The sequence below is a fragment of the Anaerofilum hominis genome (assembly GCF_014287275.1).
GTDB classification, from domain to species: Bacteria; Bacillota; Clostridia; order Oscillospirales; family Ruminococcaceae; genus Pygmaiobacter; species Pygmaiobacter hominis.
The window spans coordinates 249,573-267,482 of the sequence record NZ_JACONZ010000005.1 but is presented as its reverse complement, the minus strand read 5'-3'; the positions used below and the strand labels follow the sequence as shown (position 1 = coordinate 267,482).

General features: G+C 59.4%; 15 protein-coding genes. All 15 read right to left on the bottom strand.

Features of this window, described 5'->3' with window-relative positions:
- Window positions 1-75: 75 nt before the first annotated feature.
- Window positions 76-1,377 (bottom strand): ABC transporter substrate-binding protein, encoded by a 1,302-nt coding sequence (locus tag H8S23_RS13325; protein WP_186888848.1) that lies wholly within the window; start codon window positions 1,375-1,377, stop codon window positions 76-78.
- Between the two features lie 47 nt (window positions 1,378-1,424).
- Window positions 1,425-2,153, bottom strand: a complete 729-nt coding sequence (locus tag H8S23_RS13320) for an ABC transporter ATP-binding protein (RefSeq protein WP_186888847.1) — start codon at window positions 2,151-2,153, stop codon at window positions 1,425-1,427.
- A complete protein-coding gene (locus tag H8S23_RS13315; RefSeq protein ID WP_186888846.1) occupies window positions 2,150-3,157 on the bottom strand; it encodes a branched-chain amino acid ABC transporter permease in 1,008 nt (335 codons plus the stop codon). The genes H8S23_RS13320 and H8S23_RS13315 overlap by 4 nt, the downstream gene beginning before the upstream one ends.
- A 12-nt stretch (window positions 3,158-3,169) precedes the next feature.
- Window positions 3,170-4,045 (bottom strand): branched-chain amino acid ABC transporter permease, encoded by an 876-nt coding sequence (locus H8S23_RS13310; protein WP_186888845.1) that lies wholly within the window; start codon window positions 4,043-4,045, stop codon window positions 3,170-3,172.
- 4 nt (window positions 4,046-4,049) lie between these two features.
- Window positions 4,050-5,003, bottom strand: a complete 954-nt coding sequence (locus H8S23_RS13305) for a PfkB family carbohydrate kinase (protein ID WP_186888844.1) — start codon at window positions 5,001-5,003, stop codon at window positions 4,050-4,052.
- Between the two features lie 16 nt (window positions 5,004-5,019).
- Window positions 5,020-5,904 carry a sugar phosphate isomerase family gene (locus H8S23_RS13300; protein WP_186888843.1) on the bottom strand — a complete coding sequence of 295 codons (885 nt, stop codon included), beginning with the start codon at window positions 5,902-5,904 and terminating at the stop codon, window positions 5,020-5,022.
- Window positions 5,905-6,317: 413 nt separating this feature from the next.
- A complete protein-coding gene (locus H8S23_RS13295) occupies window positions 6,318-7,682 on the bottom strand; it encodes an amidohydrolase (protein WP_186888842.1) in 1,365 nt (454 codons plus the stop codon).
- Between the two features lie 1,332 nt (window positions 7,683-9,014).
- Entirely contained in the window at window positions 9,015-9,956 is a 942-nt protein-coding gene (locus tag H8S23_RS13290; protein WP_186888841.1) for an ABC transporter permease, read from the bottom strand.
- Between the two features lie 22 nt (window positions 9,957-9,978).
- Window positions 9,979-11,076 (bottom strand): ABC transporter permease, encoded by a 1,098-nt coding sequence (locus H8S23_RS13285; protein ID WP_186888840.1) that lies wholly within the window; start codon window positions 11,074-11,076, stop codon window positions 9,979-9,981.
- Window positions 11,073-12,623 (bottom strand): ABC transporter ATP-binding protein, encoded by a 1,551-nt coding sequence (locus H8S23_RS13280; protein WP_341479929.1) that lies wholly within the window; start codon window positions 12,621-12,623, stop codon window positions 11,073-11,075. Before H8S23_RS13280 ends, H8S23_RS13285 begins: the two co-directional genes overlap by 4 nt.
- A 243-nt stretch (window positions 12,624-12,866) precedes the next feature.
- Complete coding sequence (locus tag H8S23_RS13275) at window positions 12,867-14,012, bottom strand: BMP family ABC transporter substrate-binding protein (RefSeq protein WP_186888838.1); 1,146 nt, start codon at window positions 14,010-14,012, stop codon at window positions 12,867-12,869.
- 65 nt (window positions 14,013-14,077) lie between these two features.
- Window positions 14,078-15,436 (bottom strand): MATE family efflux transporter, encoded by a 1,359-nt coding sequence (locus H8S23_RS13270; protein WP_186888837.1) that lies wholly within the window; start codon window positions 15,434-15,436, stop codon window positions 14,078-14,080.
- Window positions 15,433-16,380 (bottom strand): nucleoside hydrolase, encoded by a 948-nt coding sequence (locus tag H8S23_RS13265; protein WP_186888836.1) that lies wholly within the window; start codon window positions 16,378-16,380, stop codon window positions 15,433-15,435. The genes H8S23_RS13270 and H8S23_RS13265 overlap by 4 nt, the downstream gene beginning before the upstream one ends.
- Before the next feature lie 48 nt (window positions 16,381-16,428).
- Window positions 16,429-17,142, bottom strand: coding sequence for a purine-nucleoside phosphorylase (gene deoD, locus H8S23_RS13260; protein WP_186888835.1), 714 nt, complete (start codon window positions 17,140-17,142; stop codon window positions 16,429-16,431).
- Window positions 17,143-17,168: 26 nt separating this feature from the next.
- Window positions 17,169-17,882, bottom strand: a complete 714-nt coding sequence (gene deoD, locus H8S23_RS13255) for a purine-nucleoside phosphorylase (protein ID WP_186888834.1) — start codon at window positions 17,880-17,882, stop codon at window positions 17,169-17,171.
- Window positions 17,883-17,910 lie beyond the last annotated feature (28 nt).

The following is a 17,910-nucleotide window of genomic DNA, read 5'->3' as shown; positions in this document are numbered from 1 at the left end:
CTCTTCCTGCCGGCCCGTGCCTTTCCCTCTGCGGGCCGCCATCAAAGGCGGCCCGCAGAAAGACACGGCGCTTCTCTATTGGTTCACAGGGGAAAGCTCGGAACCCGGAAACACGAGCTCTGTGCCCTCCGCCTGGATCGTCTCGGGGTAGATGAGTTTAATTTTGGTGTCCTGGAACTGACCCATGACCGGGATCGCGTTCATATTTTTTCCGGTGACCGGGTCAAAGGAGATCTCATAGGGGTAGATATTCCACCATGCGTCGGTGGGGATGACCAGGCCCCGGATGGCGGCGTTCAGCGCCTCGGGATCTTCGGTGCCCGCGGCCTCAAGGCCCTCGCAGATCACCATGGCGGCCGCCCAGCCCGCTGCGGATTCCGCGGTATAGTGCTCGCCGTCATACCGCTCCTTATACTCTTCTCCGATCCACTGCTTGTCCGGCATCGAGAGCAGAACATCCTCGCCCCAGCCGGAAACGGTAAAGAAGCCGTCTGCGTTGTTGCCCACCGTGGGGATAAAGTCATTGTCCGTCTCTCCGGAAGAGGAGCAAAGCATCGCTTTGGGCTCATATCCCATGCCCACAAACGTCTGGGTCAAAAGCACCATGGACTGGAAATAGCAGGCGTTCAGCACCACGTCCGGTTTCTTTTCCACCAGTTTCGTGACCACCGTGGTCAGATCAGTGACGTCCTGTGCAAAGACCTCGTCCACCACGATCTCGACGCCGATATCTGCCAGACGCTCTTTCCACTGATCGCTCAGGGACTGGCCCCAGTCGTCGTTCTGATAAAGGATGGCCGCTGTTTTGATGCAGCCGGGCTCTTTTTCGTTCATATCCTCAATGAACTGGGCGTGGGTCTTGGTGGTGTCCTGATTTTGCTCATGGATCGTGACAGAATAGGGCTTTTCCCCTTCGGTGAGGATATCCCCTGTAGAGCAGGTGATGGCGAGGGGGACCTTATACTTTTCACAGACGGTCTGCACGCTCGCCGTGACGGCGGACTGGTAGCAGCCCATCAGGGCGGACACGCCCACCTCGGCGATCAGCCGCTCCGCCTCGGTGGCCGCGGCTTCCTCATTGGATTGGGTGTCCCCGTAATAGAGCTCGATCTTTTTTCCTCCGAGGGAAGCGATCCCCCCGCGATCGTTAATTTCCGAGACTGCGAATTCCATGCCTTTCTGCGCGTCTTCCGCGACAGCGGCGGCCGAGCCGGTATAGGGGAACAGCACCCCCAGCTTGATCACATCCCCGCCGGACGCCCCGCTGCCGCCGGAGCCGGGAGACGCCGCCCCGCCGCCGCCGGAAGCGTCTGCACCGCATGCCGCCAGTGAAAACACCATCGCACATGTCAGAAGTACCGCCAATAGCTTTTTCATTTTCATTTCTCCTTTTTATTTTATCTCTCCTGCCTGACTGTCAGGAGTTATTCCTGTGCGTAGTCCGAGCCCAGATACACCGAAATGACGTTCGGGTCCGCCGCGATCTCATCCGGCTTTCCCTCTGCGATCTTTTCCCCAAAAGAGAGCACCGTGATATTGTCGGAAATACTCATGACCGCCTGCATGATATGTTCGATGATGACGATGGTGATGCCCAGCCTTTTGATATCCATTACGATCTCCATGACTTCCGCTACCTCCGTGGGGTTGAGGCCCGCCATCACTTCATCCAGCATGATCAGTTTGGGTTCCGTCGCCAGGGCACGGGCGACTTCAAGCCGCTTCTGTTCACACAAGTTCAGGCTTCTTGCCTGCACGTCCGCCTTGCGGTCCAGTTTGGTGATCTCCAGGGCTTTTCTCGCCTTTTCCCGCGCCACAGACGTTTTGTCCGTGTGCGTGAAGCCGCCCACCATCACATTGTCCAGGGTGGACATGCCCCGGAAAGGCTGTACGATCTGATAGGTGCGCACCAGGCCTTTGCTGCACAGCCGGTAAGGCTTGGCGTTGGTGACATCCTGTCCCGCAAATATCACCTTTCCCGCCGAAGGGGGGATAAAGCCGGATATCAGGTTGAACAGCGTCGTCTTGCCCGCTCCATTGGGCCCGATCAGCGCGTGGATCTCCCCCTCCTGCACTGTCATGGAAAAGTCGTTTACCGCTTTCAGGCCGCCGAACTGTTTGGACAGGTGCTCCACCTGCAGGATATCGTTCATTTTTTTACTTCCCCCTTTTTTCTGAAGACCCTCCTGACAAATTTCTGGATGATGGGCAGGATGCCGTCGGGGAAAAAGCGGATACAGACAATCAGCATGATGCCGTAGATCGCAAGATTGAGTCCCTGGATGTTGGCAAATTTTGCGGAGGCAAATTGAGAGATGGTCTCCACGATCAGGGCGCCGGCCGTCGGGCCGAACACAGTCCCTTTTCCGCCCAGCATGGCGACGATGGCCAGCTTGTCCGACAGCGCTTCCGAAAACAATCTGGCGGGATTGCAGAAAAGGATGACCTGGGCGTAGAAAGTTCCTCCCATGGCGCAGAGGAAAGCGCTGATCGCCATTGCCTTGAGCTTCAGGGCGCGCGAGTTGACGCACAGGGATTCCGCGGCGTCCTGATTATTTGCCACTGCCGCCAGCTGGTATCCCATCTTGGTGCTCTTGATCCATTGGCACACCACCAATACGACCCCCAACATGGCAAGGATGATATAGAGATAGTATTTCTTGTCCAAAAACTGCATCGCCCCAAAGTCGTTTCCGGTGACTGCGGGAATTTGGATGCCCCGTGCTCCGTTGATCGCGAGCGGGCCAATGCTGCGGGTGTTCTGCACCAGCAGCAGAAGAATGTTTGCCAGTGCGATCGTGGTGAGGGTAAAATAGGTGCTTTTGAGCTTAAAGCAGGGCAGACCGATCAGCACGCCTACGCCCGCAGCCAGCACCCCGCCGGCCAGCATCCCGACCCAGGGAGAGATGCCGAACTGGGTATAAAGGATGGTGGAGGTATAGGCCCCGATCCCGATAAAAATAGCGTGCCCCAGCGAGAATTGCCCGGCAAAGCCGCTCAGGATATTCCAGGCAGAAGCAAAATAGGCAAACATCAGGATGTAGATAAAGATCTGCTGATAATAACTGTTTAAAAACTGCACCGCCACAAGAAATCCCAGGACCACGGCTGCAGATATGGCTGCTCTGATAAGCGTAGGCTTTGAAAATCGTTTCATTTATGTCACCCCCTACACTTTCTTTCCGAACAGACCGTTCGGCTTGAAGTAAAGCATCAAAACAAAGATCACAAAGCAGAGCATCTGCCCCGTATAGGAGTCAAAGAACAATCCGCCAAAGGCTTCTACCAGGCCGATGATCAGCCCGGCGATCAGGCAGCCGCCTACCGACCCTTTTCCGCCCAGGACCAGGATAATGAACGCTTTGCTGCCGATCGTCGTGCCCACCGAGGGGGTGATCGTGTAAAAGGTGGAAAAGATGACGCCCGCTACCGCGCAGATCGCGCAGCCGATCCCAAACGCGACGTTGTAGCATTGGAGAACATTGATGCCCATCATCTGGGCAGCTTCCCGGTCCTGAGAAGTGGCCCGAAGCGCTTTGCCTGGATAGGTTTTGTTCATATAGATCCAGACAATAGCGACGACTGCGACCGCAATGCCCGCACCGATGATCTTTACCAGACTGAGCTTTCTGCCAAACCCGATGGGAACATAGGTAAGTGAAATATCCATAGAGATGGAACGCGGCGTGGATTTAAAGATCATCAGCATGATGTTCTCCAGCGCGATGCCCAGGCCCGCCGTGCACAGCAGCAGCCCCACCGGGTTGGAATCCGCTTTTTCGCGCAGGAACAGCGGGCGGATCACGATATGCTGAAACGCGTATCCAAAGCCAAACATGATCGGGACGGCAAGTATCAGGGTCAGATAAGGATTCATCCCCAACAGCACTACGGCCCCATATACGATAAACATTGAGATCATCAGGATCGACCCGTGCGCCCAGTTGACGATCTGCATGATCCCGTAGATAATGTTGACGCCCAGTGCAGTTACGCTGTAGATGCATCCCATGACCAGTCCGAGTATCAGTGTTTCGTAATACATCTTTTCAGGCTCCTTCATTTGCCTGGCGTTTTTTGAAACTGCCAGAAATCTCTTTCGCTTCGTTCAGGGTAGGGTAGGACAGGATCGCGCCTTTCCTGCTGACGACCACCGCACTGTACCGGTTGGCCCAGTCCGCCGCCTCGGCGTCGGTCATGCCCCAGGCAAGGCCCGCTGCGAAAGCGGCCATAAATCCGTCGCCGGCGGCAATGGAGTCGACACAGGTCGCTTCATAGGAGGCAAAAAATCTTCCGCCGTCTCCTCTGCAAACGATGCACCCCTTAGCGCCCAGAGTCATCACCACGGTTTTGGGATGATGGCGCCTGCGCACAAGTTCCGCGATCTGATACCAGCTGCGGTCTTTTTTTTCCGCGCCGCTGAGCTGTACGCCTTCCAGCGCGTTGACAAAAAGATAGTCCACACAATCCAGCGGCTGCCGGATCTCGTCTGTCAGGGGGCTCGCATTGAGCAGCGTCGTCATTCCCCGCGATCTTGCGTAGCGGCATCCCTCGATCGGCAGCCGTTGGTCGATCTCAAGGCCGGTCAGAAAAAATTCCGCCTCCGGGTAGTCATCGATCGCGGCAAACAGCTCTTCCCGGCTTGTATAACAGGGATGCTGGGCGCTTCCGATGATCATATTCTCGCCGTCGCTCTGCGTGATCACCAGGCCGATATCCGTCGTCAGCTGCTGAGACATTTTGTAATGCTTCAGGTCGACCCCGGCGCCTTTCAGCCACTTTGCGCCGAGCGCGCCCCCATCGTCTGCCCCCACCTTACACACGAACGCGCTTTTTATCCCCAGCCGCCCCAGCGCGACCGCGACATTGGTCCCTTTTCCCGCGTCCTCTCCAAATCGCCATTCCAGGGCGCGTATCGTTTCGCCCGGCCGGGGAAAGCGCGCCACGCGCGTCATATGCCCTATTCCATGTTTGTTGAAAACAAGCGCTCTTACTGTATCCATTGCAAATTTCCCACAACTATTCTTTACAGAGCGGATGCTCCAGTGTCTCTTCGTCGCAGAATACGATCTTTTCGGGAATATACTTCATCGCAAAGGTGACAGGGTACTCCAGCGTGGTCTCTGTGCACAAAAGCATGACCCGCAGCACCGTTTGTTTCCACGATCCGCAGCGCAGCATACAGACGATCCTTTTCGCGCTCAGGATCGACTTCATCCCCACTGTGACCGCCTTGGGCGGGATCTTATCGTAATAGCCCCCAAAGCGCCGCTGTGACAGAGCCACCAGAGTATCCTCGTTGAGCTCTACGATCCTGGTCTTGGAATTCCGATACTGTTCCTGGCTGATGCGGTAATAGCGGGAATGAGGCGCTTCACAAAATGCGATCAGCCCCTTGCAGCCGATGCCCGCCCAGATAGTGTCGATGCCGCCCAGCTCTTCGATCTTATTGTCATAATAATCAAGATCGCGGGGATCGGGAAAAATGATCTGTTCCGCAGGACACATCAGTGCGGGGTCGATTTTGCTGAAGACGTTCTTTTTCATCACTGCATGGAGACTGCCGTAAGGTGCGTCCTCAGGGATCAAGCGGCTTTCCCAATCCAGGTACTCATCCATCATAAAGATCCACAGATTTTTTAAACTGATCTGTTCCCGATGGACCCGCTCGATAAAATAGTCCCACTGATCGATCGGGCCCGCCGGCACGATCCATCTGGTCGCAGCCCCTTTCGCATTGTTGGCCAGCAATTCTTCCGCCATGAGATCGGCAACTTCCCTGTAAAATTGCCGGCTTTCGCTCCGGACGCGAAGATCTGCATTCAGGTCTTTCCTTTTCTTCAGTTCTTCCGGGGAATAGCTGCACCACTGTTCCAACTGCTCATTGGAAATGATAAAGTCCATCAACCTCGACCTCCTTCTGCGCTGTGCTTTATCTGGTTTTAGTGTAATGCATGAATTCACTAAAATCAATACTAAATTAACTTTATTTTTTACAATAATGTGGGTTATTTTTGTATATTTTGATGTAAAATTTATTAAATGCAAGTTTTTCCCATTATTTTCCTCTTGGTTTGACAATTTTTTTGATTTTCCTTTTTGAAAATTTAAAAAATCAACTAAATTTTTGTTTTCCTTTTCTCGCTTTCCCTCTGTAAGCAGGGCATTTTAGATCGCAGCCGAAAGAGACAGCCCGTGCTGCAGGCTGGGGCGTTCTTTCCTGCCTGGCACGCCGCCTGGGATGCCCCCAGTGGGGCACAAAAAAAGAGAGACGCGTTTGCGTCTCTCTTTTTTCTTGTGCTGTGTGCGGTGCGGATCTATTTGCCGAAAGGCCTGGCCACTTCGTCGGTGATGGGGCAGACGTATTTCTTGTTGCCCATGGCCGCTTCGAATTCCTCCCGGGCCGCTTTCAGCAGCTCGGGGTGCTCCACCATTTCAAAGGCGCCCGCCGCCATGACCTTGGCTGCCCGCAGCATGCCTTTCATGCCGATGGACGAGCCGGAACAGGCGGTGACCATCCAGCTGTGGCCGCCCGAAAGGGTGGCCGCAGTGCAGTCGATGTTCTGCACGCCCGGGCAGATGTGCATCACATCGCCGTAGTCGGTGGAGGCGAACCCGTTGAAGTTGCCCAGCGGCTTGATCTGGGCGTCGATCGCCGGGGTGACCCCTTTTTCATACAGCGGCGAATGGCTGTTCATCTCCTCGGCAAAGGCAAGTTCCTCGGCAGTATACTCCGGCAGGGGCAGCTCCTCGCGCACCTTCTGCATCACCTCAGCCAGCACCCGGTTCTGCAGGGTGGGGTAGATGCCGCCCAGCCGCTCGATCTCCAGCGTGGTATCGGTCATGTGGGCCGCGCCCTCGGCGCACTTGATCACCCGCTCGAAGGTGTCCATTACCGCCTCGCGGGAGAGCGCCCGCACAAAATACTTGCTGCCGGCAGTGTCCGGCACGATGTTGGGGGCCAGACCGCCGTCCACAATGTTATAGTGGATGCGCACGTCGTCAGTGACGTGCTCCCGCAGAAATTCCACCCCCATATTCATCAGCTGTACGGCGTCCAGCGCGCTGCGGCCGTCCTGAGGGTTCATGGCCGCGTGAGAAGTGCGGCCCTTGAAGCGGAAAAACGCGCCCTCTACCCCGGTCATGTTGCCCAGCGTGTTCTGGTTGACTGAGGACGGGTGCCAGGCAATGGTGAAATCACACTCGCTGAACGCGCCGCCCCGGGCCATAAAGCCCTTGCCGGTGAGCTGCTCTTCCGCAGGACAGCCGTAAAAGACGACAGTGCCCTCCTTGCCGCTGGCCTCCAGCTCCGCTTTCAGGCCCAGGCAGGCGCCCACGCAGCCAACACCCAGCAGGTTGTGCCCGCAGCCCTGTCCATTGCCGCCCGGCACCACCGGGTCCTGATGCGCGCAGACTTTCTGGCTCAGGCCGGGCAGGCAGTCGTACTCGCCGCAAAAACCGATTACCGGGTGGCCGCTGCCCCAGGCCGCGCGGATGGCCGTGGGGACGCCGTAGGCCCCCAGTTCCACCTCAAACCCCTGCTCTTTCAGATATTCGGCCGTCCAGGCGCTGGCCTTGACTTCACTCCAGCCCATCTCCGGCTCTTCCCATATTTTGGTGGCCAGCTTCGTCAGCTCCTCCGCATGCCGGTCCACAGCCTCACAGCAAACTCTCTTTTCCATTTCTCTTCCCCTTTCTCAACTGCCTTACCACGGTTTTGCGCGTCCGCCTTTTCTTCACGCGGGCACGCCCCCCTTACGGCCAGCCATGTCCGCAGGGGACACGGCCGTTTTTTCCGCTCCGCATAGCCGAACGAAAAAATAATTGTTACCAGTATAAGCCCTGCCCGTCCGCATGTCAACTGCGTCTGTGCCCGGGATGCGGGCACAGATGCAGGAGGGAGGCGATGGCAGGGACGCTGGCGCCGATGGCGGGACAGCGGGCAGCGGATGGAAAATGACAGCGGCACAGCAGGAGAAGCGGCAGCGGGGAGGCGCAGGTGCAGCGGGAGGCCCCCTGCAGCGACGGGGAACAGGGGGAGACGGCGGGGCGGCAGGGCGGACTACGTGCAATGGCGGCAGGAGACGTCGAACGGCGGAAAACGGCGGGAGACCGCAGAGAGGCTGGCAAAGCGGGGCCGGCGGCCTGCGGCGGAGAGACCACCGGCAGCGGAGGTCACTGAGCAACAACGCAGGGATGGGAGGACAGCGGAGAAAAGGAGCGAGTGCGGACCGCAAGACGCAAAGAGTCAGCGAGGACCCACTGGCAACGGCAGCAGGAGACAGCAGGCGACGGCGGGGGGACTACTGGGCAACGGCGGCAGAAGACGGGGACGCGGAGGGAAAAGGGCAGGGAGACGGACAGAGCAAGGCAGGCAGTTTGTGGCAGAGAAACAACGGACAACAGCGGAGGACACCGCACAGCGGCGGAGAGACCACGGGGAAACGGGCAGAGCGGGGCAGCCGGCCTGCGGCAGAGAGACCACGGGCAGCGGAGGGCACTGAGCAACAGCGCAGGGATGAGAGGGCAGAGGGGAAAAAGAGCGAGTGCAGACCGGGAGACGGGGAAAGGACAGCGACGACAGCAGACGGCGGAGGGGAAACTGCAGAGAGGCGGAGAGACCGCAGGGAGGCGAGCAGAGCGGGCTAAGCGGCCTGCAGCAGCGGGACAACGGCCTGCGGCAGCGGGACAACGGCCTGCAGCGGAGGACACCGAGCAGCGGATGGCGGGGGAAAAGGGCGAGGAGAGGCAGCGGGGACACCGGACAGTGACGACTGGACAGGGGAAGACGGCGGGGCAGCAGAGGAACAACGCCGGCAGCAGAGAAGACCACGGGCAGCACAGGATATCAGGCAATGACGACGGGACAGGGAAACGGCAGGGCGCGCAGCAGGGGAAACGGGCGCCTCCTGCTGCGCCGCGGGGAGAAAGCTGCGGCGCCGCCGCGGCAAAAAAGGACCGCGCAGGGCTGGCCTGCGCGGTCCTTTTTTGCTTTGATCCGTCTTTTGCAGAGTTTACTCCTCCGCCGCCGCCTTGGCGGTGCCTTTTTCGATGCGGCGCCGCTTGTTGATGGCGATGACGCTGGTGATGATGATCGCTAGGATGGTGGCAAGATACGGGATCATGTTCAGGAACTCGGTGGGGAAAGTGGTCTGGTTCTTCAGCGTGATGGACAGGGAGTCCGCAAAACCGAAGAGCAGCGAGGCCAGCGCGGAACCCACCGGGGCGCCGCCCGCCATGTTCTGGGCGGAAAGGCCGATGTAGCCGCGGCCGTTGACCATGTTCTTCATGAAGAAGGTGACCCAGCTCATGGAGAGGAACGCGCCGGACAGGCCGGCGAAGATGCCGCAGAACGCAAAGGAGATGTAGCCGATCTTCGGCACCGAGATGCCCACCGACTCAGCGGCGCTGGGATTCTCGCCCACCGCGCGGATGCGCAGGCCGATGCGGGTCTTTTTGAGCAGGAACCACACCAGGAACACCGAGAGCACCGCCAGATAGGTGAGCAGGCTCTGGCCCGAGACGATACGGCCCAGCACAGGGATATCCTTGATGAGAGGGATATCGATGTTGGGGATCTGATAGCTGCGCAGCGAGCCGGCAGTGGAAGACTTGTCGCCGGTGAGCAGGTACATGACGAACACGGTGCCGCCTGCGGCCATCAGGTTGAACGCGATACAGGTCAGGTACAGGTCGGTCTTGCCGGTCAGGCTGGAGAACGCGATGATCATGCCGGTGACAAGGCCGATCAGGATACCGCCCAGCAGGCCGACCCAAACGCTGCCGCCAAAATGGGCGAAGACGACCGAGCCCAGGGCGGAACAGAGGATCATACCTTCAACGCCCATGTTGAACATGCCCGCCTGGCGGGTGATCAGGGCGGCGAGGGCGGCGAAGACCAGGGGAGTTGCCATTTTGAGGGCGTCTGCAATAAATGCGACCCAATCAATATTCATAAAGCTGTCTTCTCCTTTCGTTTCAGGCTGCTGCCTTCGCCTGTTTCTCTTTTTCGTCCTTTTCGGCCGCCTTGAAGATCAGCTTGTTCTTGGCGCCGGACAGGAAGGACTCGGCCGCGACCAGGAGGATGATGATGCCCTGGATGACCGTGACGAACTCGATGGGGATATCGCCGCTGGTGTTGACCACGTCCGCGCCGATGCGGATGTAGGCCAGGAACAGCGCGCCGATGGGCACCAGCACCGGGTTCTTCTTGGCGAGCACGGCCACCAGCAGGCCGTCAAAGCCGTGCTGGGTGGTGGTGGTCCACTGGAAACGGGTGTAGTTGCTCATCATCTCGGTGGCGCCGGCGATACCGGCCACAGCGCCGCCGGCCAGCTGGGCCGCAAACGAGATGCCGAGGGCCGACAGGCCCACCGCCTTGGCAAAACGGGGGTTTGCGCCCACCAGGCGCATCTTCCAGCCAAAGGAAGTCTTGTAGAACAGCACGGCGATGATGATGACGCAGATGATCGCCACGATCAGGCCGGACTGGACGCGGAACTTGCCGAAGATGCCGGGCAGCTGCACGCTTTTCGGGATCTCTTTGGAGCCCATGTAGGCGATGCTGGAGTCGCGCACCTTATAGCGCAGGATCCAGGTGGCCAGATAAGCGATGACGCTGTTGAGCATCAGGGATACCACGACCACGTTGGCGTTGAACTTGCGGTCCATGATGGCGGGGATAAAGGCCATCACAACACCGGTGAGGATCGCCACGACGTACATGAGGGGGACCATGACCACGGCGGGCAGGTTCAGGTTCTGCAGGCTCAGGGAGACCCAGGTGACCATGCAGGCGGAAAGCATGAAAATGCCCTCGCCGATCAGGTTGAACTTATTGACCGCGTACATGAAGCACATGGACAGGCCGCAGATGGTGAAGGGGACGGCCAGGTTGATGATGCTGCCGATGCGGCGGGCCGAGGAGAAGGGGCCGGCGATGAACTGCTGCACGATGAACACCGGCTCGTCGCTGATGGCGAACAGGATGACCAGCGCCACCGCGTAGGCAATGAAGAGGCCCGCCAGGATGCGGACGACCTCCATTACGGATTCGATCTTTTGTGTTTTATTCATAACAGGGCCTCCATCTCTTCCAGAGTCATTTCCTTGATGCCCAGCATGTACTCGCCCAGGGTCTCCTCCGAGACCTCGTTGGCCTTGGGGAAAGCCGCGACGATCTTGCCCTTATGCATGACGAGCAGCCGGTCGGAGCACTCCAGCACCTCGTTCAGGTCGGCGGAGATCAGCAGCGTGGCGGTACCCTCTTCGCGGGACTTGCGCACGATGGTCTTGCGGATCATCTCGGCGGTGCCCACGTCGATGCCGCGGGTGGGCTGGTTGGCAAGGATGAAATTTGCGCCGCTGGTGAACTCGCGGGCGACGACCACTTTCTGGATATTGCCGCCGGAGAGCATGCGCACCGGCTGGTCCGGGCCGTCGCAGAGGATCTCGAAGTCCTGGATGTACTGGCGGGCGATCTCATCGATCTTTTTGCCGTTCATGAAGAGGCCGCTCTTGAACTCTTTTTTGGTGAAGCGGTCGGCCATGATGTTCATCTTGATGGACATATCGCCGGCCACGCCCTCGACCATGCGGTCCTCGGCGATATAGGCCAGTCCCAGGTCGCGGATCTCGCGCACCGATTTGCCCTTGATGGAGGTATCGTTGAGCAGCACGTCGCCGGAGGCAAAACCGCCCATGCCCGAGAGCACCTCTGAGAGCTCGGTCTGGCCGTTGCCCTCGACACCGGCAATGCCGACGACCTCGCCCTCATGGATGTCGAAGCTGATGTCGTCGATGACGTGTTTGCCGATGGAATTGATCTTGACCAGATTTTTGATGGAGATGACCGGCTTGCCGGTCTTGGGGTCTTCTTTTTCGATCTTGAGCACAACATCGCGGCCGACCATCAGCTTGGAGATGGACGCCTCGTTGAGGCCCTCGGTGTCATGTGTGCCCATGCACTGGCCATGGCGCAGCACGGTGACCTTGCTGCAGATGCGCATGACCTCTTCCAGTTTGTGGGAGATGAAGATGATGGACACGCCGCTGTCGCGCAGGGTGAACAGCTGCTCGAACAGTTCCTCGGTCTCCTGCGGGGTCAGCACGGCCGTCGGCTCGTCCAGGATCAGGATCTTTGCGCCCTTGATGAGGGCTTTCAGGATCTCCACCTTCTGCATCTGTCCGACGCTCAGGTCCCGCACTTTGCTGCGGGCGTCCACCTTGAAGTTGTACTTGTCCGCGATCTCCTGGGTGGCTTTGACAGCGCCCTCAAAATCGAACAGGCCTTTCTTCATGGGTTCTACGCCCAGGGTCACGTTCTCCGCCACCGACAGCGAGGGGACGAGCATGAAGTGCTGATGCACCATGCCGACGCCCTTGTCGATCGCGTCGAGGGGATTGGTGATCTTCTCCTCTTTGCCGTTGATGAAGATCTTGCCCTCCTGCGGCGCTTCCATGCCGAACAGGATCTTCATCAGAGTGGTCTTGCCTGCACCATTTTCGCCCACGAGCGCGTGGATCTCGTTGGCGCCGACCCCGAAAGTGATGTCCTTGTTGGCAACAAAACCATTCGGGTAGATCTTGGTGATGTTTTGCATACGCAGTACTTCGTCTGCCACGCAATGTACCCCCTTTTTCATCTTTTTCAGCAGGGCGGGAAGCTGCCCCGCTGTTGATTCCTTTTTTGTCCACCGGACCCCGGCGGCCGCCCCCGCAAAGCGGGCGGCTCCCGGGGCCCGGCGGGCCAAAACGGCGCGCGCGCCGCTTTGATTGCCCGTCCCAGGCCCCTCTTGCAAAGATGACCCGGAGGCTGAGAAAGCATCCGGGTCATCCCAGCGTTACAGTTTAAACTTCAGGGAAGCTTATTTCGCGGCCTCGACAAAGGCGTTGAACTCGGCCTCGTCGGCGAAGTCGTAGTAGCTCTTGACCGTCAGCTCGCCGGCTTTGACCTTGGCGGCGGCGTCGGCCATGGCGGTGCGGACTTCCTCAGGCACGTTCTCCTGGAAGAAAGCGTTGTCCACATAGCCCACGGAATCCTGCGCCAGGCCCAGGGTGATGGTGTGGCCCCAGATGGAGTCGGTGTCGCCTTCCTCGATCTGATGGAACAGGGAGACAAAGGAGTTGCCGACCTCTTTCAGCATGGAGGTCAGGATGACGTCGGCCTTCTCGGGGTTCTCGCCGTCTTTGTACATCTGATACTGGTCGGAGTCAACGCCGATGGCCCAGGTGTTGCTCTCGACGCAGGCCTCGAACAGGCCGTCGCCGGAGCCGCCGGCCACCTGATAGAAGACGTCGGCCTTGTTGTTGCGGGCCTGATCCAGGCAGAGCTGTTTCATCTTGGCGGGGTCGGTCCAGCTGTCAACAGCGGCCTTGACCACTTTGACGTCGGTGCCGTTGGCCTCGTTCCAGTCCATGACGCCCTGGATGTAGCCGGTGACGAAGTCGTTGATGACGGGGTTCTCGACGCCCACGTCAACGGCGACGGTGCCGGTCTCGCTCATCGCGGCGGCCATCATGCCAACCAGATAGGAGCCCTCGTTCTGGGCGTAGAAGATGCAGGTGACGTTCTCGGGCAGATCAGCGTCGTCTTTCTTCTCGTCAAAGCCCACGAACTTCACGTCGGGATACTCGTCGGCCAGACCGATCATGATCTCCAGGTAGGTGGAGGAGCCGACGATGTACTCGTAGCCCTGATCCAGAGCGTCCAGGATGCCGTCCTCGTACTTGTCGGCCTTGGTGGCGTCGCCCAGCTCGAAGGTCTTGACGTCCCAGCCCTCGCCGCGCAGGATGTTCATGCCGGCCTCGCCGGAGTCAGAGAAGGATTTGTCGCCCAGGTTGCCCACGATGTAGGCGATCTTGCCCTTGCCGCCCTTGTCAGCGGGGGTGGAGGCAGCGGCGCTGGAACCGCCGGCTGCGGGGGTGGAAGCGGAAGACGAGTCACCGCCGCCGCAGGCGACCAGCGACAGAGCCATCGCAGCTACCAGAAGGATGGATGCAAACTTTTTCATGTTTTCTCTCCTTTTGCTTTTTTGAACTCTATTAAGCTCTCCGGGATGGAGAGCGGGTTCCGATTTCAATGGCGGGTCAGATCTTTGATCCACCGCATCGACATCACGCGGATGATGCCGACGACCGCCTCGATGATGATGGTGGTCTTGATGATGGCCACCACCGCCGCCGCAGGCCACTTCAGCACAAAGGCTGCCAGCCAGGCCAGCGGGATCGTGGTGAGCCACATGGCGACGATATCGGTGTAAAAACCGGTCTTGCCGTCGCCGCCGGCCCGCAGGATGGCGATCATCCCCACCATCTCCAGCATCGAGAACGGCCAGATCAGGGCGATGACCATCATGAACTGGCGGGCATAGCCCACCGCGTCGGGCTCCAGGTTATACAGCGAGAGGAACGGCCCGCGCAGCGGTATGGTGACCGCGCCCAGCACCAGGCCGATGCCCAGCCCCATGAGCAGGATGGTCCGCGCCTGCTGCTTGACCTTGTCCCGGTCGCCGCTGCCGATGGTCTTGCCGATCACCACGCTGCAGGCGTTGAGGAAGCCGTTGCCCACGCTGGCGCACAGATCGTACAGCACCACGGTGACGTTGTAGCCCGCCACCACGCTGGTGCCCAGCTGGCCGGTGATCATGTTGGCGGCGCTGGTGCCGAAAGACCAGATGATCTCGTGCGCCACAATGGGCGAAGCCACCTTGACAAAATCTTTGCTCAGCTGCTTGTCCCTGCGCAGAAGGTCCGGCAGACGAAAACCGATCCTCTGCTCAAATTTTAACACGAATGCACCGCAAAAGACAAGCTCTACAAGGCGTGCAATGATGGTTCCAATGGCAATTCCTGTAATTCCGAGCTTCGGAAAACCGAACTTGCCAAACAATAAGCAGTAATCGAGGAAAATATTCACAGAATAGGAAATAACATTCGTTGCCAGGATAATTCGCACCTGCTCGACCCCGCGGCAGCCCGCAAAGAGCATAACGCTGATCGCACAGGGGGTATACATCAGGGCCACCAGCCGCAGATAGCCTGCGCCCAGCTCGATCAGGGCCGGGTCGCTGCTGTAGATGCGCATGAAAAAGGTGGGGAACAGCATCACCAGCGCGGTGACGATGAGGCCGAATATGGCGATGGCCCGCAGGGCGATGGCCAGGATGGTCTTGATGGCGTTCACGTCCTGGCGGCCCCAGTACTGGGCCACCAGCACGCAGCAGCCCACCGCAAAGCCGTTGCAGACCGTGTAAAAGATAAAGAATACCTGGTCCGCCTGGCTGACCGCTGACATCTGCAGCTGGTCGATGCCGCCCAGCATGATGCTGTTGACCGTGTTTACGCTGATGCGCAGCAGCTGCTGCAGCATGATGGGAAAGGTCAAGGTGAAAATGTTGAGATAAAAGTTCTTATCCCGGATCAGGGCGTTGCTCATTTGTCACCCAGCTTTGCACTGTTTTTCACCGTGTCCACCAGCCAGCGGCGGAAGCGGGGCACATCGATCTCCAGCGCCACCGATACATTGGCGGGCTTGCCGCTGCGGCCCTTGAGATCCACGGCGGTGTGTCCGCGGGTGTACTGGCCAAAGCATTCCACATCCACAAAGCAGTCTTTGCAGACGAGGCATTCGGGGCAGAGCGCCGCGCCCAGGGCCAGCGCGTCGTGCATCAGGGCGTCCTCATGGCCGTTGTCCCGGCGGCGGAACATGAATTCCAGCAGGTCGGCCACAAAATCGGCGCCCCGGGTGCCGCAGGCGCGCAGCTCAGCCGCGTCCTCTTCGATCATGGCGGCTTTCAGGGTGACGTCCAGCCCCGCCATGGTCATGGGGATGCCGCTCTCCAGCACCACATGGGCGGCTTCGGGGTCGACCCAGATGTTGAACTCCGCAGTGGTGTTGACGTTGCCGCCGACCGCCGCGCCGCCCATAAACCAGATATGCTTGATGAGCCCCGGCAGATCCGGGTATTGCAGCAGGGCGATGGCGATATTGGTCATGGGGCCGATCACCAGCAGCTCCAGCTCGCCCTTTTCTTCCACCGCGGTCTCATAGATGACCTGGGCGGCGATGCGCGGGTCGAACTGCTTATGCTGCGCGGCGGGCAGCGTCAGGGTGCCCAGGCCGGTGGGGCCGTGGGTACCGTCGTTGGAGTGCAGGTTCATGTCGCGGATCGCCTTGACGGCGCCCTTGGCCACCGGCACGTCCTGGCCCAGATACTCCATCAGGTCCAGGTTGTTCTGGCAGACGTATTTGTGCTCTACGTTGCCGTTCACCGAAGTGATGGCCCTGACCTCCACCTCGTCGCTGTAAAGCGCGGCGATGATGGCGATGGCGTCGTCGGTGCCAGTGTCACAGTCTATAATAAAAGGTCTTTTCTGCATTTGGGATAACGCTCCATTCTCTGCTCAAAATTATCCGGACCGTCCGGCTCAGGCCAGCGAGAGGGCGACCTCCATCATCTGGGTGAAAGCGGTCTGCCGCTCTTCGGCAGTGGTGATCTCCTCCGGGCCGTCCGAAATGGTGACGATGCACAGGGCGTTGACGCCCGCGGCGGCTGCATTGGTGTACAGGGCGGCGGATTCCATCTCGCCCGCCAGCACGCCCATCTCGGCCCAGGTCTTGCCGTGGGGCAGATCCACGCCGTAAAAGGTGTCGCCGGAAGAGATGTTGCCCACATGGTACTTGTAGCCCAGGGCCTTGGCGCTGGCGACCGCCTTTTCCAGCAGCTCGAAGCTGCAGATGGGGCAGAAATCGCCGGGCAGGCCCTGCTGCGCCACATAGTTGCTGTTGGTGCAGCTGCCCATGCCGAACACCATCTCACGGGCGTGGACAAAGGGCTGCGTCGCCCCGGCAGTGCCGATGCGGATCAGATTCTTGCAGCCGTAGACGTGGATCAGCTCATAGCTGTAGATGCCCATGGACGGGCAGCCCATGCCGGTGCCCATCACTGAGACCGGGCGGCCCTTGTAGGTGCCGGTGAACCCGAACATGTTGCGGGTGGCGTTGAACTGCTTCACATTCTCAAGGTAAGTATCTGCGATGAATTTTGCCCGCAGCGGGTCGCCGGGCAGCAGGATGGTCTCGGCGATCTCGCCGACCTGGGCCTGGATGTGCGGGGTGGGGGCGGTCGTGTGTTTAGCCATAACTCTGTTCCTTTCTCTCTCGGGGCTCAGGCCAGCGAGAGGGCGACCTCCATCATCTGGGTGAAAGCGGTCTGCCGCTCTTCGGCGGTGGTGACCTCGTCCGGGCCGTCCGAAATGGTCAGGATGCACAGGGCGTTGACGCCCGCGGCGGCCGCGTTGGTGTACAGGGCGGCGGACTCCATCTCCACCGCCAGCACGCCCATCTCGGGCCAGGTCTTGCCGTGGGGCAGGTCCACGCCGTAAAACACGTCGGAGGAAAGGATGTTGCCCACATGGTAGTTGTAGCCCAGCTCCTTGGCGCTGGCGACCGCCTTTTCCAGCAGCTCAAAGCTGCAGATGGGGGCGAACGTCCCGGGCAGGCCCATCAGCCGCACATAGTTGCTGGTGGTGCAGGCGCCCATGCCGAACACCATCTCTTTCACATGCACTTCGGGCTGCATGGTGCCGGCGGTGCCGATGCGGATCAGATTCTTGCAGCCGTAGATGTGGATCAGCTCATAGCTGTAGATGCCCATGGACGGGCAGCCCATGCCGGTGCCCATGACCGAGACCGGGCGGCCCTTGTAGGTGCCGGTGAACCCGAACATGTTGCGGGTGGCGTTGAACTGCTTCACATTTTCAAGGTAAGTATCTGCGATGAATTTTGCCCGCAGCGGGTCGCCGGGCAGCAGGATGGTCTCGGCGATCTCGCCGACCTGAGCCTGAATGTGCGGGGTGGGGGCAGTCGTGTGTTTAGCCATAATCCATATTCCTTTCTGCAGTTGGGTA

What these genes read in the sequence shown, in the direction of transcription:
- H8S23_RS13325 (WP_186888848.1), bottom strand. Translation starts at nt 1,377, where the DNA reads ATGAAAAAGCTATTGGCGGTACTTCTGACATGTGCGATGGTGTTTTCA.
- H8S23_RS13320 (WP_186888847.1), bottom strand. Translation starts at nt 2,153, where the DNA reads ATGAACGATATCCTGCAGGTGGAGCACCTGTCCAAACAGTTCGGCGGC.
- H8S23_RS13315 (WP_186888846.1), bottom strand. Translation starts at nt 3,157, where the DNA reads ATGAAACGATTTTCAAAGCCTACGCTTATCAGAGCAGCCATATCTGCA.
- H8S23_RS13310 (WP_186888845.1), bottom strand. Translation starts at nt 4,045, where the DNA reads ATGTATTACGAAACACTGATACTCGGACTGGTCATGGGATGCATCTAC.
- H8S23_RS13305 (WP_186888844.1), bottom strand. Translation starts at nt 5,003, where the DNA reads ATGGATACAGTAAGAGCGCTTGTTTTCAACAAACATGGAATAGGGCAT.
- H8S23_RS13300 (WP_186888843.1), bottom strand. Translation starts at nt 5,904, where the DNA reads ATGGACTTTATCATTTCCAATGAGCAGTTGGAACAGTGGTGCAGCTAT.
- H8S23_RS13295 (WP_186888842.1), bottom strand. Translation starts at nt 7,682, where the DNA reads ATGGAAAAGAGAGTTTGCTGTGAGGCTGTGGACCGGCATGCGGAGGAG.
- H8S23_RS13290 (WP_186888841.1), bottom strand. Translation starts at nt 9,956, where the DNA reads ATGAATATTGATTGGGTCGCATTTATTGCAGACGCCCTCAAAATGGCA.
- H8S23_RS13285 (WP_186888840.1), bottom strand. Translation starts at nt 11,076, where the DNA reads ATGAATAAAACACAAAAGATCGAATCCGTAATGGAGGTCGTCCGCATC.
- H8S23_RS13275 (WP_186888838.1), bottom strand. Translation starts at nt 14,012, where the DNA reads ATGAAAAAGTTTGCATCCATCCTTCTGGTAGCTGCGATGGCTCTGTCG.
- H8S23_RS13270 (WP_186888837.1), bottom strand. Translation starts at nt 15,436, where the DNA reads ATGAGCAACGCCCTGATCCGGGATAAGAACTTTTATCTCAACATTTTC.
- H8S23_RS13265 (WP_186888836.1), bottom strand. Translation starts at nt 16,380, where the DNA reads ATGCAGAAAAGACCTTTTATTATAGACTGTGACACTGGCACCGACGAC.
- deoD (WP_186888835.1), bottom strand. Translation starts at nt 17,142, where the DNA reads ATGGCTAAACACACGACCGCCCCCACCCCGCACATCCAGGCCCAGGTC.
- deoD (WP_186888834.1), bottom strand. Translation starts at nt 17,882, where the DNA reads ATGGCTAAACACACGACTGCCCCCACCCCGCACATTCAGGCTCAGGTC.